At 46.5% G+C, this 19,162-nt stretch carries 19 protein-coding genes and 1 riboswitch; of the genes, 6 read left to right on the top strand and 13 right to left on the bottom strand.

From position 1 onward, the window contains the following. Positions 1 to 268 precede the first annotated feature (268 nt). Both KTG14_RS12620 and KTG14_RS12615 read left to right on the top strand, forming a co-directional pair. Complete coding sequence (locus tag KTG14_RS12620; RefSeq protein ID WP_216971255.1) at positions 269 to 811, top strand: PadR family transcriptional regulator; 543 nt, start codon at positions 269 to 271, stop codon at positions 809 to 811. Positions 812 to 823: 12 nt separating this feature from the next. Next, positions 824 to 1,300: a DUF4188 domain-containing protein gene (locus KTG14_RS12615; protein WP_216971254.1), complete on the top strand. Its 477-nt coding sequence runs from the start codon at positions 824 to 826 to the stop codon at positions 1,298 to 1,300. 185 nt (positions 1,301 to 1,485) lie between these two features. Here KTG14_RS12615 and KTG14_RS12610 read toward each other — a convergent pair whose 3' ends face one another. Beyond that, entirely contained in the window at positions 1,486 to 2,127 is a 642-nt protein-coding gene (locus tag KTG14_RS12610) for a Yip1 family protein (RefSeq protein ID WP_216971253.1), read from the bottom strand. Positions 2,128 to 2,286: 159 nt separating this feature from the next. Here KTG14_RS12610 and KTG14_RS12605 point away from each other — a divergent pair, with 159 nt between their 5' ends. After that, entirely contained in the window at positions 2,287 to 2,859 is a 573-nt protein-coding gene (locus KTG14_RS12605) for a YdeI/OmpD-associated family protein (protein WP_216971252.1), read from the top strand. A gap of 141 nt (positions 2,860 to 3,000) precedes the next feature. Here KTG14_RS12605 and KTG14_RS12600 read toward each other — a convergent pair whose 3' ends face one another. The 6 genes from KTG14_RS12600 to KTG14_RS12575 all read right to left on the bottom strand — a co-directional run bounded on the left by KTG14_RS12600 (position 3,001) and on the right by KTG14_RS12575 (position 8,612). Then, the gene (locus KTG14_RS12600) at positions 3,001 to 4,230 is read right to left on the bottom strand and encodes a Fic family protein (protein ID WP_216971251.1); all 1,230 of its coding nucleotides are present in this window, start codon (positions 4,228 to 4,230) and stop codon (positions 3,001 to 3,003) included. Positions 4,231 to 4,406: 176 nt separating this feature from the next. Next, on the bottom strand, positions 4,407 to 5,186 hold the full coding sequence (locus tag KTG14_RS12595) for an alpha/beta hydrolase (RefSeq protein ID WP_216971250.1): 780 nt from the start codon (positions 5,184 to 5,186) through the stop codon (positions 4,407 to 4,409). A gap of 143 nt (positions 5,187 to 5,329) precedes the next feature. Next, positions 5,330 to 6,280, bottom strand: a complete 951-nt coding sequence (gene mmuM, locus KTG14_RS12590; protein WP_216971249.1) for a homocysteine S-methyltransferase — start codon at positions 6,278 to 6,280, stop codon at positions 5,330 to 5,332. Between the two features lie 38 nt (positions 6,281 to 6,318). Continuing rightward, entirely contained in the window at positions 6,319 to 7,059 is a 741-nt protein-coding gene (locus KTG14_RS12585; protein ID WP_216971248.1) for an amino acid ABC transporter ATP-binding protein, read from the bottom strand. Then, the gene (locus KTG14_RS12580; protein WP_216971247.1) at positions 7,059 to 7,778 is read right to left on the bottom strand and encodes an amino acid ABC transporter permease; all 720 of its coding nucleotides are present in this window, start codon (positions 7,776 to 7,778) and stop codon (positions 7,059 to 7,061) included. The genes KTG14_RS12585 and KTG14_RS12580 overlap by 1 nt, the downstream gene beginning before the upstream one ends. 21 nt (positions 7,779 to 7,799) lie before the next feature. Then, positions 7,800 to 8,612, bottom strand: coding sequence for a transporter substrate-binding domain-containing protein (locus KTG14_RS12575; protein ID WP_216971246.1), 813 nt, complete (start codon positions 8,610 to 8,612; stop codon positions 7,800 to 7,802). Between the two features lie 127 nt (positions 8,613 to 8,739). Next, positions 8,740 to 8,845: riboswitch (SAM riboswitch) on the bottom strand. A 207-nt stretch (positions 8,846 to 9,052) separates the two neighbouring features. On the opposite strand from KTG14_RS12575, the gene solA reads away from it, so the two are divergent. Continuing rightward, on the top strand, positions 9,053 to 10,192 hold the full coding sequence (gene solA / locus KTG14_RS12570) for an N-methyl-L-tryptophan oxidase (RefSeq protein WP_216971245.1): 1,140 nt from the start codon (positions 9,053 to 9,055) through the stop codon (positions 10,190 to 10,192). Positions 10,193 to 10,452: 260 nt separating this feature from the next. On the opposite strand, the gene KTG14_RS12565 is transcribed toward solA, so the two are convergent. Continuing rightward, the gene (locus KTG14_RS12565) at positions 10,453 to 11,535 is read right to left on the bottom strand and encodes a Gfo/Idh/MocA family protein (protein ID WP_254178152.1); all 1,083 of its coding nucleotides are present in this window, start codon (positions 11,533 to 11,535) and stop codon (positions 10,453 to 10,455) included. A gap of 417 nt (positions 11,536 to 11,952) precedes the next feature. Between KTG14_RS12565 and ahpC the strand changes: the two genes are divergently transcribed. Together ahpC and ahpF are read left to right on the top strand one after the other, a co-directional pair. Further along, a complete protein-coding gene (gene ahpC / locus KTG14_RS12560; RefSeq protein ID WP_121299338.1) occupies positions 11,953 to 12,522 on the top strand; it encodes an alkyl hydroperoxide reductase subunit C in 570 nt (189 codons plus the stop codon). A 12-nt stretch (positions 12,523 to 12,534) separates the two neighbouring features. Then, a complete protein-coding gene (gene ahpF / locus KTG14_RS12555; RefSeq protein ID WP_216971244.1) occupies positions 12,535 to 14,082 on the top strand; it encodes an alkyl hydroperoxide reductase subunit F in 1,548 nt (515 codons plus the stop codon). 54 nt (positions 14,083 to 14,136) lie between these two features. Here the strand turns inward: ahpF and KTG14_RS12550 are convergent, their stop codons facing one another. The 5 genes from KTG14_RS12550 to KTG14_RS12530 form a co-directional block, all read right to left on the bottom strand. Then, on the bottom strand, positions 14,137 to 14,619 hold the full coding sequence (locus KTG14_RS12550) for a nucleoside deaminase (protein ID WP_216971243.1): 483 nt from the start codon (positions 14,617 to 14,619) through the stop codon (positions 14,137 to 14,139). A 146-nt stretch (positions 14,620 to 14,765) separates the two neighbouring features. Continuing rightward, entirely contained in the window at positions 14,766 to 15,518 is a 753-nt protein-coding gene (locus KTG14_RS12545; protein ID WP_216971242.1) for an HIRAN domain-containing protein, read from the bottom strand. Between the two features lie 44 nt (positions 15,519 to 15,562). Further along, positions 15,563 to 16,396 carry a HipA domain-containing protein gene (locus KTG14_RS12540; protein ID WP_308461996.1) on the bottom strand — a complete coding sequence of 278 codons (834 nt, stop codon included), beginning with the start codon at positions 16,394 to 16,396 and terminating at the stop codon, positions 15,563 to 15,565. Positions 16,397 to 16,523: 127 nt separating this feature from the next. After that, positions 16,524 to 17,711, bottom strand: a complete 1,188-nt coding sequence (locus KTG14_RS12535; RefSeq protein ID WP_216971240.1) for a DUF4317 domain-containing protein — start codon at positions 17,709 to 17,711, stop codon at positions 16,524 to 16,526. A gap of 140 nt (positions 17,712 to 17,851) precedes the next feature. Continuing rightward, positions 17,852 to 18,757, bottom strand: coding sequence for an AEC family transporter (locus tag KTG14_RS12530; protein WP_216971239.1), 906 nt, complete (start codon positions 18,755 to 18,757; stop codon positions 17,852 to 17,854). Positions 18,758 to 19,162 lie beyond the last annotated feature (405 nt).

Raw genomic sequence — 19,162 nt, 5'->3', positions numbered from 1 at the left:
AATTATACTCAACTAGAGATCAACTGAACAGTAATATGGATAATAATAAGGGCAAATTTTTTCTGCGTGAACCAAAACAGAAAGAGTTGCGTGAATTTCTTCTTTCTTTGCCTAAGGAAGGAAAAAATTGAAAATGGATTTTCACTTATATCAATTGCTTATTAAATCAATAAAAAATCAGTCAATTCAAACTATTTACTTGATTTATTTAATTTTCTCACTTACTATATATCTAAATGATATATATCTTTTAGATAGGTGTGTAAATATGAAATCATACAATAATACAACTTATGCCATATTGGGTATCTTGACGACAGACTGCACCTCAGGCTACTCCATCAAACAATTCATGGATCAAAGCTTGAATCATTTTTGGAAAATCAGCTACGGCCAAATCTATCCGACGCTCAAACTGCTTGTCGAAGATGGCTTGGCGGAAGTGAGAAGCGCTTCTGCCTCGGGACGCGCGGATAAAAACGAGTATTCCCTCACCGAAAAAGGCTTGGCGACATTGAAAAATTGGATCGAGCAACCCATCGACCAAGTCCCGGCTGAGCGCAACGAAGTCTTGCTGAAACTATTCTTCGGTGCACATCAATCTCGTGAGCACACTATGTCCTTACTTGAAGACTACCAAACAACACTGGAATCCCGCCATGCTACATATGAAGCGATTGAACAGGGCATCCGCCACAGCCATCATGAAGAAAAAGACGCCATGTACTGGCTGTTCACTTTGGATTATGGAAAACGAGTCACACGAGCGGCCATTGAGTGGTGTGAATATACTTTGAAAAATATCCGATAAGGAGGAACAGACATGGCACAGCAAGTTTTCCCCGGACGGTTCACAACGGAAAACTCGGATGATCTTGTCGTTTTCATCATAGGCATGCGTTTCAACAACCGGTTGGCAGTGACCAAATGGTTTCCGGTCTTCAGTGCGATGCCCGGCATGATCAAGGAGCTCTATACGCATAAGGAGGAGCTCGGATTTTTGTCGATGGAAAGCTATTTTGGGTTACGCACGACCACGATGATCCAGTATTGGCGTTCCACCGACGACTTGCTTGCGTATGCGCGCAACGACAAGCATTTAACTGCCTGGAAAAAATTCAACCAGAATGCACGCGATAATGACGCCGTCGGAATTTATCACGAAACTTTCCAAGTTCAACAAGGACAATATGAATCGGTTTACGTAAATATGCCGTTCTATGGCTTAGGAAAAACTTTGGAGCATCAACTCATAGATTCAGCTAAAAGTTCTGCCCATGAGCGTCTTAAAGCGCAGTGATTATTGTTTTAATTTCCGCTTAATGATTGTCACACTCTAATTAACCCATTGAGATGCAAAGAGCACTTTCCCCTGTTTGAATGAATACCAAAACAGGAAAAGTGCTCTTTATTTTAGTCATTTGATTGAACCCCATAAAAACTATGGATGTTAAAACTTGCTTGCTTGTGGTTTCGATTGGCCAATTAGGAAAACTCCCTGAAGAATGAAGCGAACAGCACAAAGACGATAATCAAAACAACGATCGTGATGATAATACCCGGCAGCACAACGATGAAAAATCCTTTCCAGGACGATACTCGATGCGCTTCACCTACCGCCTTGCAGACAATAATGAAGGTCCAGATGGAGACGACTGCCATCACGATCGACATGATGACGACAATCGGGTTTCCTTCCACATTCGTCCGGTCGGCCAGGAAGGTTTCGGGTGATGCCAGTACCCAGATGATCAGCAATGGCAACAGCCAAATTTGCGGGATTTGGGCCGTGACCAGTGCTTTGAACATTTCCTGATACGTCGCCGTTCCTTTAAACAACCGGCCGACAAGCACCAGGATCGCGGCTCCAAGGAAATAGCCGAAAGCGCTGCCGATCGGCCCGGTCACCAGTGCCTGCAGAATCGCTGCCCACGGTGCCATATCGGAGCTTCGTTCATTCATCATCCCGATCAAACCGGAAGCAAAGCCTGTCAGGACGATGAGTAGTATAATGAACTTAAATGATTTCCGTTCAATGACGAAACGGACGGTTTCCCGAGTGCGCAGCCAGATATCAGTGAATGGATTCAACCCGCGCTCATTTCTGATTCGCTCTTCCCTTACCATGATTTCTTCCTCCTTTCTACGTGATAATCGCAATTGCCCAAAAGGCTATCCCCTATGTTTCTTCATATCTTTTGAATACCCTTTTCTATTTTAATGAAAGCAATAAAATTGAGGCCGAAACGATAAGCGAACAGCCAATTGAGAAAGGAGTCGTGCCGGATGGAAATCGAGTATTTGCTTCGCGCAAACTCTAAGGAGGAATTAAGGGAATGGCTGGAAGAACATTCATCTTCAGCGATATGTTGCTGGCTGCTGATTAGTACTAAAGAACGGCCGGAAGGCATCCCTTATTTGGATGCCGTGGAAGAAGCCTTATGTTTTGGCTGGATTGATGGCACCGCAAAAAAGACCGAAAACAATGAATTGGCGCAGCGGTTTTCACCTCGCCGGAAAAAGAGCAATTGGACCGAATTGAACAAAGAACGTGTCAGAAGGTTGGAAAAACTAGGCTTGATGACAGAGCAGGGGTTGAACATCCTCCCCGATATGCGGCCTGAGTCGTTCACGATCGACCCCGAGATTGAAGCGCGCCTGAAGGAAGACCCGCAAGTGTATGAGAACTTCATGAATTTCCCTGAACTATATCGGCGCATTCGGATTGATAATATACAAGGTTACAAGGGTAACGACCGTTATATTTTCGATAAGCGCTTGGACAAATTGATCCAATATACAAGGAACAATAAGATGTACGGCCAGTGGGATGATAATGGCCGCTTGAGTGATTACTGAGAGATTCTCGCAAACTTCTACCTAGCACAAGTAGATATTTCCACCTTTGTTAAAACAGAAGTTTGTTTAGACAAGAAAGTGCCTGTTCATTATTTCCCAGGAAATAGTGAACAGGCACTTTCTTGTGCTCCTTTCAATTCATTAAAGCAAAATATTTTCCAAAAATTCATCCGCAACTCTATATTTCTTCGGGCGCTGGCTAACTATTTCCACAAAAGCTTCTTTTTCTAAATAGGCCATTACTTGATTGGTTTTGTATCTCGATTGATTGGTCAATTCCATAAGTTGTGGCATAGACAAAGGTTCGCTATCACTAACAAAAACATTTAAGTGCAGCATTACACGCAACACATTTTTTGCCTCCTGCTGATTCTCCCAACGGCTTTCTTTAAAGAACGCCTTGATTTGTTGTGTTTTCGCGAGGTTCATTTCTAATTCTTCAATGATGCTTTGCTGCCCTTCTAGCAACAACTCGAGCATATCAATTAAAAAGAATGTTGTTTCGCCCTGATTGAATGGATTTGGAACTTCTTCTAATGCTTTGTAATACTTGGATTTGTTATTATTTACAGCATAGGAAAACGTAATCGCAGAATACCGCTCCAAATATCTCGACAGATAACTGCACACGAGTAGGCGCCCGGTCCGTCCGTTCCCATCATAAAAAGGATGAATGTACTCATAATAATAATGGGCGACCATATAACGATACAATTCCGGATGGTTTTCATCCTCAAGAAAATGGATGAGCGCATCGAGTGATTCTATAATTTTCGCTTCAGAATTCACGCCTGTATGGGTAGTTTTTGTACCATCATTGATTTCCACATAGTCTTTCCGGAACATCTCACCATCGGGTTTATCATCTTTATCGACTTCATCCGACACTAGTTCATCATAAAGATTCCTAAAATCAGCAACGTCGTTAAAAGACTGAATTTCATCGATAAATAAATACGTTTTCATCATGCCTTTAAACCGTTTAGAGTTTTTCTTAGACTTCATTACGTCCTGCAAGACGTCTTTCAATTCTTTTCTAGTGCTTCGGATACCTTCAATCTCATTATTGCTTTGCGCTTCGTTAACGATAAGTTTGAGAAAATACGGTTCGATAACAAAACGCGGCAATTTATTGATCAAGGAGGAAATTTTTGAACTGTTTAATAACACCTGATTATTCAAATTCATCAGCACATGAGTATTCACATAGAACAATGAATACGTATCGTTCACTACTTTCCCTTTTCGGAAGCCATTGATCTCCAGCTCCGTCAGATAACTCCCATAACTGCTTTTTCTCTTTTCGATTTCCTGCTCATAAAAAGGATTTCCTTTTTTATAAAAAACCTTGGATAGTTTATCATAGCTCATCGTTTCCACCTCCTTAATTCAAAAAAGCGCTCTTTTTTTAAATTATAACCCGAATTATTTATAAAGGAAGTAAAGAAACCATATTTTTTAACTTGATGCTATTGAATATAAAACAAAAAAATTCTTTAAGACTAGATCAGCCCAAAAGAATCGTTTCTTTTTATAAAACTACTGGATTAAACATCTACATTAAAAATCGTCCGCACTGGCAATGTGCTGTTTTCTTTCACAAATCGGACAGCCATTTCAACGATATACTCCGTCTCATGGTCCATTGAAGCGATGTGGTAGGAATCGTTCAGTTCATATTTCTGTTTGCTGTCTGAACTGATATTGCAGAGGATATAATCGGTGTTTCCCGGCGGCACCACATGATCTTCAAGCGACTGGAAACAAACGACCGGGCAGCGGACTTCGCCGAGTTTTGGGCGAACTGTGTCCATATAACCGAGCAATTGTTGATACGCCTTGATCGGTGCTTGCCCGTAAGTGATTTCCACCGCGTCCGCTTTTTTGATGTCCGGAGCATCTTCTGTGACGTAAGCATGAGCCGGGCAGTTGCGGTGGTTTTCAAACTGCGGGATATCAATTGCCGGATTGATCAATGCGAGGCCCTGGATTTCAGGATGGCGGCTGGCCAGATCCAAGCTCAAGGTCCCGCCCATCGATTGGCCGATGACAAAGACCGATGTGCACGATTGCTTGAGGTCTAAATAAGCCTGCTTAACACTCTCGAACCAGTCGTCATAAGAGCACTGATCCAAATCTTTGAAATGGGTGCCATGGCCCGGGAGCCGTGGACAGGAAACCGTATAGCCTTGTGTGCCGAGCGCTTCGCCTAATTCCCTGACGCTTTGCGGCGTGCCGAGAAAGCCATGGCATAACAGGATGCCGGTGCTATTCCCTCTCAAAAAGAAAGTTTCCGCTCCTTGAATGACCGGATATTGTTCGTTCATGCAAGCCCTCCTCCAGTGGATTTAAAATGAAGCAGCCCGTTTGTGGCCGCGAGTGTCAAATAATGTGTCAAAAAGCTTATTCACATTAGACTATATTTAAAACCCACTTGTCAACTAGGATTTAAGCGCGAACCCATCTCTGTTCAAGCCCTGGCTTTTTCTTCACGTACCCAAGCTGCAATCGCTGCAATATCCTCCGGGGTGGTGCTGCAACAACCGCCGATGACGTCAGCACCCGCTTGATACCAGGCTTTTGAATTGGCTGAAAACGCACCGGCCGATGGTTCTTCGCTCCAGGTTTTGCTTACGGGGTCGTACGTGGCGCCAGAGTTCGGATAGACGATGACCGGTTTCGAAGACGTGCTTTTCACTTCCTGGATCAAGGATTCGATAAACTGCGGAGCGGTACAATTAATGCCGATCGCCGCCACTTGCGGCTGGCCATCGAGCCATTTTGCACAGTCCGCAATGCGCTCCCCGTCACTGATATACACCTCATCTTTCGCACTGAACGTGAACCAGGCCGACACTTGCGGGAATTCTTCCAGCACGCTCACGATCGCTTTCGCTTCCGCAAGGCACGGCAAAGTTTCACACGCTAACAGATCCACTCCTGCTTCCACGAATACCCGGATGCGCTCTCTATGAAATGCGACCAATTGCTCTTCGCCGATCGCATAGCCGCCACGGTATTCGGAACCGTCCGATAAAAATGCGCCGTATGGGCCGACAGATGCCGCCACTAAAGGCTTCGGTCTCCCCGTTCGATTCGTCGCATCGTCCCAAAACTCATCGCGCGCTTGTGTTGCCAACTGGACAGACTTCGTGATCAACGCGATCGCTTGTGATTCTGTCAGCCCTCTTTCCCGGTAGCCTTCAATGGTCGCCTGATAACTGGCCGTAATGGCACAGTCCGCTCCCGCCTGAAAATAATCCACATGTACTTTCTTGATTAACTCCGGGTTTTCCATCAATATTTTCGCTGACCATAAGGAATCATTCAAATTGCATCCATAGTTCTCAAGTTCCGTCGCCATGGCCCCGTCCACGATCAGGACCGGGAACTCGTTCAATATCTGTTCAATTGGGTTCATTGCATATCATCCTTCCGCTATCGGTCACTTCGTATTTTTCAGCCACCTTGAACAACTTTCCCTAAAAATTGCCTCGTTCTTTCGACGGCGGGCTTGGTGAAGATTTGTTCGGCCGTTCCTTGCTCGATAATGACCCCGTCTTCCATAAAGATGACACGATCCGAAATCTCTCGCGCGAAACTTAATTCATGGGTCACGATGAACATCGTTTTGCCGGTATCCGCGACGCGGCGGATGGTTGCCAATACTTCATCAACCAGTTCCGGGTCCAACGAAGAAGTCGGTTCGTCGAATAACAGCACTTCCGGATCCAAAGCCAGCGCACGGGCGATGCCGACACGCTGCTGCTGGCCGCCGGATAGTTGGGCGGGGTAATGGCTCAGTTTATTCGACAAGCCGACCTGATCGAGCATCTCGATGCCTTTTTTGTCAGCGGCGTCTTTTTTCATCCGCTTGACGCTCGTCAAACCGACAGAGATATTTTGCAGCACGGTCAGATTCTTGAACAGGTTGTATTGTTGGAACACCATGCCGGTTGCCGTCCTCAGCGCAAAGATTTCCTTTTTCTTGGCGGTCGCTGCATCCACCCGCTTGCCGCCGATTTCCACGATGCCGCTCGTCGGCTCCTCTAAAAAATTGATGCAGCGCAATAGCGTCGATTTCCCGGAACCGCTTGGCCCGAGGACCGCCACCACTTCGCCTTTTTCGACGGTTAAATCGATGCCTTTCAACACATGCTGTCGGTCGTAATATTTATGCAGCTTCTCCAATTTGATCATCAGGCAATCCCTCTTTCATATCTGCGTGCACGCTTCTCGATCTTCGCCAATAAGCGCTCGACGACAATGCACAAAATCCAATAGACGATCGAGACGGCGATATACACTTCAAAGAACGCCAAGCCGCGGGAGCCGAGGATTTTTGCCTGCCCCATGATATCGATGACGCCGATGATGAACACGAGCGAAGTGTCTTTAATCGTGCTGATGAACATATTGCCGAGGTTCGGGATCGCGACCGTCAAAGCCTGCGGAAAGACGATCTTCAGCATCATCTGAACAGGCGTCATGCCAATCGCTTTGGCGGCTTCGAACTGCCCACGGTCGACCGATTCGATCGCCGAACGGATCGTCTCGGATAAATACGCGCCCAAATTGATGGAAAAGGCCATCAAGGCATAGAATTCGGGTGCGATGCTATTGACGTCTGCCGACTGAAGCCAGCCATATTCGCTTTGTAGAAAACAAATGATTTTCGGAATCCCGTAAAACACCAGGTAAATCTGCACCAATAAAGGAGTCCCTCGGATAAAGGAAATATAGATCGACGTGATGACGCTGAGCACGGGCACTTTGTAGATTTTAATCAATGCCGCAGCCACACCGATGATCAAGCTCAACAGCAGCGAGCCGACTGCGATGCCGATCGTAACCGGCAGCCTGGAGAGGATGGCAGGAAAGCTCTCGATCAAGAAATTCAAGTCCAGTAAATTTTCCATTGTCTCTGTCCTTCCGCTAGCTTATTCAGGGATGTAGTCGCCGCCGGTCCATTTCTCGGACAGTTCGGACAAGGTGCCGTCTTCTTTCAGCTGTTTCAAGATCGGGTCGATCAAGGCTTTCAGCTCTTGGCCTTTTTCTTCGTCTTTCAAGACGATGCCCATATCGTCATTGACTAGGGATTGCCCGACAATCTCCACGCCGAGTTCATTTTTTTCCAGTACCGCGTTCATCATGATCGGGTCGTTGACGTATGCGTCGACACGGCCGTTCTGCACATCCTGCAGAATTTCCGACGGGTTACCGCTTTCGCTGTATTTCAATTCAATCGGCTCGGCGGCGGTTTCGTTAGATTCCTCCAACAATAAGGTGTAAGAATCGCCCGCCAACGCCCCGACCGCTTTGCCTTCCAAATCTTCAATCGTTTGGATGTCTTCGCGGCCTTCTTTTACTGCGATGACCGTTTCCGCTGCGAAATACGATTCATCGGTGAACAAATACTTTTCTTGGCGCTCCGGCGTTTTCGCCACTTGATCGGCGATGGCCTGGATTTTATTCGATTCGAGCGCGAGGAACATGCTGTCCCACGGTACGGCGACGTATTCGAACGTATAGCCGTCCAATTGTTCATCGACGGCCTTCATCATGTCCACGTCGTAACCCGTCAGCTGGTTGGCCTCATCCGCGAAAGCGAAAGGCGGATAGTCGTTTTGCGTCCCGACGCGGATTACTTGGTCTCCTGTAGCGTTCGCCGTCTCTTCCGATGAACAGCCGGCGAGTGTTACGGCAAGGCCTATTAAACAGGCAGTTGCGAATACATAAGCGTTTCTTTTCATGATTCAAGCTCCTTTTTGAATGCAATTTTTTTATGGTTCCAGTAGACTTCCTGGCTTTTTTCAAGCGCACTTCCTGCTTTTTGGATGCAAAAAAGCCTCTTCCAATAGGAAAGAGGCTTCGACCAATTTCTTATCTCTCAGAATGAAAACATCCTGCAGGAATTAGCACCTCTCATGTGTATGATGGTTGCTGGACGTCATAGGGCCTGTCCCTCGGTCTCTCTGGATAAGTTATTCAATTTATTAACATATTAACGATAGTATTTGAGATAGCCACTGCTGTCAAACCCTTTTTGAAAATAAATCAAAAATTCGCATAAAGATTCACCAGGAAATTGACAAAGCGAGCCGCATTGCATACCATCGATTTTAATATTTACTTACGGCCAGATTTTCACTGGACGGCTGACATCCACTATAAGAGCGGAGTTGAACACGAAATGAGCGAGGAAACTGTTTTTGATGTCGCCATCGTCGGTTCCGGAACGATGGGCATGGCTGCCGGCGCCTTTTTGGCACAGCAAGGCAAGAAGACATTGGTGATCGATGCATTCGACCCGCCCCATGCGAACGGCAGCCATCACGGCGATACCCGATTGATCCGGCACGCTTACGGGGAAGGCAGGCATTACGTAAGGTTAGTGTTGCGCGCGCAGCAATTATGGGAAGACTTGGAGAAGCAGACCGGCTACAAGATTTTTGACAAGACCGGCGTTATTGGGCTAGGCCCGGAAGACTCTCCTTTTCTGCTTGAGAGCATCGCAGCCGCGAACAGCTACGGCTTGCCGCTCGAAATACTAAGTAGCAGCGCGATCCAGGAAAGATGGCCAGGCTTCACAGTGCCCGAGCATTTCATCGGCTGCTTTGAAGCACAAGCAGGCGTGTTGTACAGCGAAAATGCCATCCGTGCCTATAAGAAACTGGCGCTCGAAAACGGCGTTCACTACGTGCCGAATACACCCGTCCAGCACATCGATATACAGGACGGGGACCGAGTGAAAATCTCCACCGGGCAAGGTGTTTTCTATGCTGAAAAAGTGATCGTCACAGCCGGTGCATGGGCAAAGAAGCTACTGCCGGAGCTGCAATTGCCGATCCAACCGACACGCAAAGCGGTCGGTTGGTTTGAAGCACCTGAGATGTACAATGCCGATCAATTTCCTGGTTTTTTTGTAGAAGGTCCCGAAATGATGTTCTACGGTTTTCCGAGCATCGACGGCGCTGGCGTAAAAGTCGGACGCTCGGACGGCGGACAGCCAATCGACCCGGACGAACAAACCCAGAACTTCGGGCAATACGAATTGGATGAAGGCGACTTAAGAAGATTCTTGGACCTCTATATGCCGGAAGCGAGCGGAGAGTTGAAACAAGGCAAAACTTGTTTATACACTGTCTCGGACGACCATAACTTCATCATCGACCGCCATCCGGACAACGAGCGCGTCATTTTCGCCTGCGGCTTTACCGGCCACGGCTTCAAATTCGGCAGCGTCATGGGCGAAGTATTGAGCCAATTAGCAACAGACGGCCACACCGAATTCGACATCGCCCCCTTCTCACTCAACCGTTTCAAACTATGAGCGAAATGAAAGAATAGTGTTAAAGAAGTTAGTGATTCATTATGTATAGAAAGAAAATCACTTATTCTACCTTTTAAGATCAATGTTCTACCTAAGTATTTGGAGAAGCGTTTGCTCGACTCCAGTGGTAAAGCGAGACGACCGAGACCCCGCAAGCAGCGAAGCGGCTGAGGAGGCTTGGGCGCGAGCCCACGGAAAGCGAGCGATAAGCTTCGGAAAATATGGCTTCTTAATTTTCTCGACAAGCAAAGAGTCTCTCCTTAATGATGAAGGAGAGACTCTTTTTCGATGGTGACCACTTGCTTGGTGTCGGCTGCTTCCATGATGCCCAAAATAACTTTCAGTGATTTCAAGGCATCTTCTCCCGTAACGATCGGCTCCTGATCCAGGTGAATGGAATCGACAAATGCATCAATGACACCGCTCGGAGTCTGGTTGTCATTCGTTTGGATCACTTCCAGCTGGTAGTTCACTTTCTCGCCGGATTCCATGATGAGCTCCAGCTGATACTCGTCATTGTGGTAGATTTTCATGATGCCTTTCTCGCAATAAACGACGGTGCTATTGTCTTCTTCCCCGTAATAGGTCCAGGAGAAGGCAGCGTTTCCGAGACGCCCTTTTTCGGTCACCAAGCTGCAGACAAGATTGTCGCATACTTCAATCGGCTCGCCGTTTTCATCCGTTTTGTGCAAAGCTCCTTGAAAGGCGCTCACTTGAATGATTTCATCATCGAGCAAGTAATGCAGCAAATCGATTTTATGGATGCCGAGGTCGCCGCCAACACCGAAGCCCGAACGTTCCTTCTTGAAAAACCATGTCGATTTGGTTTTATTGATTCCCCAGGATTCCGGGCCTGAATGCCCGAAAGCGGTGCGGAAGGTCAAGACTTTACCGAGCTCTCCACTGGCCAGGATTTCCCGCGCTTTTTGATGCGCGCGCGTGAACCGCTGATTATGGTCGACCATCAGTTTCTTGCCGGATTTTTTCTGTGCCGCCAAAATCTCCTTAGCGTGTGCCACCGTCAAGGAGATCGGTTTTTCGCACAGCACGTGCTTGCCGCTCAATAGTGCCTGCGTGGAAAATAAACGATGGTTTTCATTCGACGAACAATCGCTGATGGCGATAATATCCGGATCGTTGAATAAGTCTTCGACATTCTCGACATTCCTGCCGCCGAACAATTCCACCATCGCTTCGGAACGGTGCAAGTTGCGGTCGTAAAAGACGATACCGTCGACATACGGATTCGCTAAATATTCCGGCGCATGGCGTGTTTTGGCGATTCCTCCACACCCGATGATGCCCACTTTCATGCCATCCAACTCCCCCTGTTTTCTTTCCATCATAAACTACACTAGTAAAAACTCACACCACAGAGACGGGCAAATCAGACAAAAACTAACTGTACTTGCTCCGTTGCATTCCTCTCAATTAGGATGATCGGATGAGAAAACATCATACTTAGACACCACTTAATTATCTCACAATATTTGATTGATAGTTATTTCACTATCTTTTCGAGACTTTAAATATTCGGCAATTTACATTGAAAACGCTTTTACCGGCGGTTTTTCTTACTCCTATAAAGAAAGCGTTTACACATATGGGTTCTCTTTGACAAAAGCCACGTTTCATATGACAATGGAAATATCATTAGAATTATTATAATCAGATAACGATATTAATTGAGGCGTATTTCCTCGATTATTTTAGTTATCTATTATATTCATTCTAAAAAACATTCAGGAGGTAATTACTTTATGTCTTTAATCGGAAAAGAAATCCAACCATTTAACGCGTCAGCTTACCAGGCGGCGAGCGGCGACTTTATCGAGGTTACAGAAGAAAACATGAAAGGCCAATGGAGCGTCGTGTGCTTCTACCCAGCAGACTTCACATTCGTTTGCCCAACTGAACTTGAGGATCTCCAAAGCCAGTACGCAACATTGAAAGAGCTTGGCGTGGAAGTATACTCTGTTTCTACAGACACTCACTTCACCCACAAAGCTTGGCACGACCATTCAGATGCAATCGGCAAAATCGAATACACAATGATCGGCGACCCGTCGCAGCGCATTTCACGCGGATTCGATGTTCTTAATGAAGAAGAAGGCCTTGCACAGCGCGGCACATTCATCGTCGACCCGGAAGGCATCGTCCAAGCTGCAGAAATCAACGCAGACGGCATCGGCCGCGACGCAAGCACGCTTGTCGGCAAAATCAAAGCGGCACAATACGTGCGCAACAACCCAGGCGAAGTATGCCCGGCTAAATGGGAAGAAGGCGGCGACACATTGAAGCCAAGCCTTGACCTCGTAGGTAAAATTTAAGGAGTTTTGACAATGATACTAGATGCGCAAATCAAATCTCAATTAGAGCAATACTTGCAGCTATTGGAAGGCGACGTGCTGCTCCAGGTGAGCGCCGGCTCCGATAAGGTATCAACAGATATGGTCGATTTGGTGGAAGAACTGTCCGCCATGTCGCCGCGCATTCAAATGGAGCGCACGGAGCTTGAGAGAACACCGAGTTTCAGCGTTACCCGTGCCGGCGAAGACATGGGCATTACCTTTGCGGGAATCCCGCTCGGCCATGAATTCACGTCGCTCGTCCTTGCCTTGTTGCAAGTGAGCGGACGCGCGCCGAAAGCCGATGAAAAAACGATGGACCAGATCAAAAACCTGGAGGGTTCTTACCATTTCGAATCCTATATCAGCCTAAGCTGCCAGAACTGCCCGGAAGTCGTGCAATCACTCAATTTGATGAGCGTCCTAAACCCGAACATCACACATACGATGATCGACGGGGCTGCCTTCAAAGAAGAAGTCGAACGTAAAGACATCATGGCTGTTCCGACAGTCTTCTTGAACGGCGAATCGTTTGCGAGCGGCCGCATGTCGCTTGAGGAATTGCTTGCGAAGCTCGGCAGCGCACCAGACGCTTCCGAATTCGAAGGCAAAGATCCGTTTGATGTGCTCGTTGTCGGCGGAGGGCCGGCTGGAGCCAGCGCGGCGATTTATGCGGCACGTAAAGGCATCCGCACGGGAATCGTCGCAGAACATTTCGGCGGCCAAGTGATGGATACCTTGAGCATCGAGAACTTCGTCAGCGTCAAGCACACGGAAGGCCCGAAATTTGCGGCCAGCCTTGAAGAGCATGTGAAAGAATACGATATCGAGCTGATGAACTTGCAGCGCGCAAAACGCTTGGAGAAAAAAGAGCTGTTCGAGCTTGAACTCGAAAACGGCGCTGTCGTCAAAGGCAAAACCGTCATTCTTTCAACAGGTGCCCGCTGGCGCAATATCGACGTCCCTGGCGAAGAGGAATTCAAGAACAAAGGCGTGGCCTACTGCCCGCATTGCGACGGCCCGCTATTTTCCGGCAAAGACGTCGCGGTCATCGGCGGCGGCAACTCCGGCGTGGAAGCCGCGATTGACCTCGCAGGCATCACCAACCATGTGACGGTGCTGGAATACAATGCAGAGCTTAAAGCGGATTCTGTTTTGCAGGACCGCTTGAAGAGCTTGCCGAACGTTACGGTGCTGAGGAATGCCCGTACACAGGAAATCACCGGTACCGATAAAGTGAACGGGCTTTCCTATATCGACCTTCAAAGCGGCGAAGAAAAGCATGTCGAACTATCCGGCGTCTTCGTCCAAATCGGCCTTGTGCCAAACACCGACTGGCTCGGTGACTTTGTCGAGCGCACCGCTCACGGCGAAATCGTCATCGACCAGCGCGGCGCAACGAACATGCCGGGCGTGTTTGCAGCAGGCGACTGCACAAACATCCCGTACAAACAGATCATCATTTCGATGGGCTCTGGCGCAACGGCTTCACTGAGCGCGTTCGACCACCTCATCCGAAGCGATATCCCTGTTTTGGTGTAATAAAGACAAAAGGACTGCGAAGAGATTTTTCTCTTCGCAGTCCTTTTTATGTGCTTACTGTTTCGATTCGTGCAAGCGCCGATGAAGCTGATGCACTTGTTCCGCTAGTTCCGGCACCGGCCCGTCGATGTCCGGATCTGTCAGGATTTCCGGGATGGAAAGGTTGCGGACAGGCGAAGGCGCGGCTCCGAACTCTTGCATCCACTCCCCCAACTGCTTCGACGAACTCGCGTAGACGATGCGGCCGAGCCCGACCCAGCCATGCGCCGCCGCGCACATCGGGCAATGCTCGCCTGACGTATAGACGGTCGCTTGCGCCCGTTCTTCCGGGGTTAGATGCTCTGCCGCCCAGCGCGCGATTGCAAATTCTGGATGCTGCGTATGGTCGCCTGATGCCACGTGGTTATGGTCTTCGAACAACACATCACCCTGTGCCGAGACGAGAATGGAACCAAACGGCTCGTCCCCTTTTTCAAGCGCCTGTTCGGCGAGTTCTACACAGCGATTTAAATGCTGCAGATCAGTTTCTGAGATCATAGTGGTCCTCCTTTATGCTATCTAGTTCCTCCTAGACTTTTATGTCTATTAGATATAAGTATTAAATAAATAAAGGCGGAACCTTTAACAGATTCCGCTTTTAGTTATACAACTATTAAACTTTGAATAATAGTTTTTCTCCCTCTTTAGATCACTTGCTCAAATATAGGATCTAAATCCGTTAATTCTTCTTTATTGAGAGGAGGTAAGTCACATTCAAACTCTATATTAACCCACCAACTCGAACTACCCACTGCATTGATAAAATTTATTCTTAAATCCGGAATCATTTGATTATTTAATAATGCAGCTATACCAGATGCATAAAAGCGTGGCACGTACCCAAGTTTGATTCCGAAATCAGTATAAATTGCTACAGCATTTTCATCAACTGGGTTATCTGGTTCTAACTGTAATTTTATTTTCTTATTTGTTTTTAAAATATCTGGCCAATTCTTTGGTAAATTTTGATAAGCCATACCATTAATATAAAATGATGTTTTCAGCAAGCCATTTACTACTTTGAGCGGTTTTTCAAAAGAATATTGATCACTGCCTAATTTACCACGCGTTCGTTCTAGCAAATCCATTTCTGAATAATCTTTAGTTAAATGCAAATCATTTAAAATTATTGGAAAGTCGGCACGTATCTCAGAAGGTAACCGACGTTTGAAAGCACCAAATAAATCTTTAGACTTATATTCCTTTTCTAAATCCGGAAACATCGGATGAGGTAAATATCCATTTTTCAACGCATCTTTTAACTTTTGAGGGCCCTCACTTTGATGGGTATATTGAAATGTATATTGATTTTCAAAAAACGATAGCGTGGCAACATGGTAAAATAACCGAGTATTGACATTTTGCCAAACCAGCCAAAGCGATTTATGTTTTTCCATGTTTATCACTCTCCCTCATACCATTTTAGAACATACTCTCTTCTTTAAGAAATAATTAGTTTTAACCATTCTTTTTGATTTCTACTTAAATATGGACTTTTATTGATATATTTTTCATATTTTTGAAAATCAAATTTATCTATTTTAGAAATTATTTCATCACTTTCTTGAATATATCTATTCTTCATTACTTTCACTAAATCCTGTGCTTTAACTTTCTTTTTTTCAAATAAACCCGCTTTTACTTTAGTCTGCCTTATATACTTTTGTAATTGCGTCTCACCAGATAAATAAACTTTTAATTTTTCATCATCAAATCTAAAACCAAGAGAAGCTCCATTATCATATATCGGTGAAAACTTTTTCTTGCCATCTTCATAGTAGAGCATCATCCAATTAAAAGGATGCCTATCTTGATTTCCAATCAGAATATCGAAGTAATTCATTGCAATGTACTCTTTTTTTATCTCATTCCAAAAACTTAATTTTTCCATCATCTCAAAACCTGCAATAATTAGTTCTTCGCTTTCTAGACTTAGTATTTCGAAGCTTTCATACTCGTCTAAATTCGACAGAATAGAGCCTCCTTCAAGAAACTGACCTCTATAAGGTACAAAGTTTTTCAATAAAGCTCCTCTTCTACCATTTCTAATAACTATCTCCACATCCATCATTTTTAAACCTAGTAATTTTCCAATTTGAGAAGCAATAAGTTCAGTAACATCTTCCCAAGACACCCCAACTTTAAAAGTTCTAGGATATTTTATTATATACCTTCGATGGCCCTCAGGCTCGTTCGGGAAATTTTCAGGTGATAATAAATCATGTTTTTCTAATGTACTATCTACTCCATATCCGTTAAATATCCAGTCACTCACGTCTTTCAATTTATCACCCCCATTTATTTTAGTGCTTAAAACTTAAGAAAAAGAAAATATTAAAGGTCAAAAAGTTCCTTACTTTTTCAATTACAATCACAAATTTAAAATGAAAATTTATTCACGCCTATTCCAACTCTTCCTCTGCCAACAATTTAAACCCTTCCACGACCGTATCCTCTTCGACTTCGATCAGGATGCAACGGCGGCCATTGTAATTGACTTGTTTGACGTAACGTAAGTCTTCGGGGCCGATCTTGATTTCGGCGACTTTCGTGTTGATCTTGATCGATTTGGCCCCGTATTTCGGCACGATGTGACTCGCTTTCATCTCGTACTGGCGGTCATCAGTTACTTGTTGGAATGCCTGTTCCACTTTCTCGGTGCTGATGTCTTTGATGCCACTTGCCTTCAAGACGCGTTCGACTTCTTTGGAATCGAGCATCGGTGCTGGCTCGTCCTCATCTTCCGCTTCCACTTCGAGCATGCTGTTGATCTCGTCGTAGACGCCCGCGAGCGTTCTTGAATTGACCTCGTCGCCGATCACTTGCTTGACGATTTCTTCAAATACCACTTTATCGTCTTCTGCAGTGGTGATTTCGTCGCCGTTCAGCACGTTTTCGATAAACTGGAAATCCGGCTTATTGGCTTTTGCCGCCGAATACAAGATGCGGTTAACATCTGCGGCATTGTTCGTGAAGCTCGGGAACAAGAACCCGCCGACCGGAGACGACAGCTTAATGACCGGGTCCGCCATGATGTTCGACTTGAATTCCTTTTCGATAAAATCAAACACCAGCGACGATTTCGGCAGTTCGGTCTGGTTCATGCTGCTGAGGACGAACGGCGTCGTGTACACCTCGTCGCGCATCGCAGCTTCTGTTTCATCCGGCTCGCGTTTCGTCGTCTTGAAATACGTGCCGCGGATGAACGTGATGACCATGTCTTTCTCGTATGGCGTTTCTTCAACCATCTTCAAAGCGACGCGCTGCATATTGTCTTTCCAGCCCTCTGCATCATCCGCATGTAGCCCCTCGTATAGCAGCGTCTGCGTATGGTCTACCTGTCCTTCTTCCGGGCGCTGGAACTTCACTTCGAACAGCTTGATGTCGAGCTTGCCCGCGAGCACTTTCTTGAAATTGGCCAAAAACAACTCCTGCTGCTCCCGGTCGAGCAAGGAAAACGAACGGCTCTCCTCATGGAAAATCTCACTTGTGTCCTGCTTGATGTATACGTTATAGATCTCGGCGATTTTCAGTAAATCCGTCTCCAGCTTGAACTGCTTGCGGATCTCGGCAATGTCTTTTTTGTTCATCTCTATTTCCAACTCCCAGCTAGTAAAATCCATGTTCGTGCAAAAAAAAGAGCATCCAAGCCAATTCGCTTTGGACACTCTTTTATTATAACAAGAATTCGCCAGGAAACAGTGATTGCCCCTTTTGATTTACACAACCCTTACAGAAACAGCAGCAAGACCGGAATCGTGACGATGCTCGCCAAGGTGCTGACGAACATCGCGCTCGACACCATCTCCGGGTTCATATTGAACTTGATGGCCAAAAGCGTCGTCGTAGCAGCTGCCGGAGTCGCCGCAGAAATGAGCAGCACTTTTGCTTCCAGCGACCCTCCAGGATACAGCCAGGCCAACAGCACGAACGCGATCGCCGGGAACGCAGCCAATTTCAGCACGGCCGCCGTCTCGATAAACTTCAGCACGGTCTTGATCTGAATCGATGCCAAGGTGATCCCGAGCAGCGTCAACAGCACCGGCACCGCCGCCTGCCCAAGCAAGCCCGTCGCATTGCCAATCGCCTCAGGAACCGCGATGCCCGCTATTTTCAGAACCAGCCCGATCGTGATGGCGATGAAGCCAGGCATGCGGATGATGGTAATGAAAATCGCCTTCTTGGACACATCCGCATGGTTCGAAGCATAAAAAATGCCAGCCGAATTCATCAGCAAAGACTGCATGACGACGTAAATAATGGCGATCGCCATCCCTTCGTCCCCGAAGGCGAACAACACGATCGGCAAGCCGTAATTCCCGGTATTCGGAAATGCGCTCGCGAGCATCATCGTGTTGCGGTACGACAAATTCCATCTAAATATGAGGCCGAGAAGCTGAATCAGCATCGCAAACAAGACGAATAACAACACCGCAAACAGCACAATCCGCCCCAAATCCCCCAAATCCAAGGAAGATGTCGTGACGGAATGGAAAAACAAGGCCGGGCTGAACACATAGATGCACAAATCCGACACCGGCTTCTTTTCGATGTCCATGAACCGGCCAACAAAAAAACCGATGCCGAGCAAAACAAAGACCGGCAAAATGACATTGATGATTTCACTGACAATCACGGCATTCACTCTCCATCAGAAAGAGGGAAAGGATTTCTCCCCTCCCTCAGATTATAAAAAGCCAATAGATTTCTAGTTGGCAAAACGTATACATTTACAATAAATTTAAACTTCTAAAGTAGCTTGGAGAAGCGTTTGCTCGTAACCCCTTCTGCTCAATAATGCTGCGCATTACTTTCGCAAAGATAATGTCTCCCATAGGTCGACTTTATCTTTCCTGTGGATCAGCGAGACGACCGAGACCCCGCAAGGAATGAATGAGCGAAGCTTAGCTGAGCGCATTTATTTGCGACGCATCTGCCACGCAGATGTGGGAGCACAAGGGTTTCACAGCGACTGAGGAGGCTTGGGCGCGAGCCCACGGAAAGCGAGTGGTAAGCATCGGAAAGCTAAGTTTTTTTAATT

Source organism: Planococcus sp. CP5-4_YE, from assembly GCF_019042655.1.
In the GTDB taxonomy this organism is placed as follows: domain Bacteria; phylum Bacillota; class Bacilli; order Bacillales_A; family Planococcaceae; genus Planococcus.
Note: the sequence above shows the minus strand (reverse complement) of the source record. Positions and strands in the feature narration are given on the sequence as shown.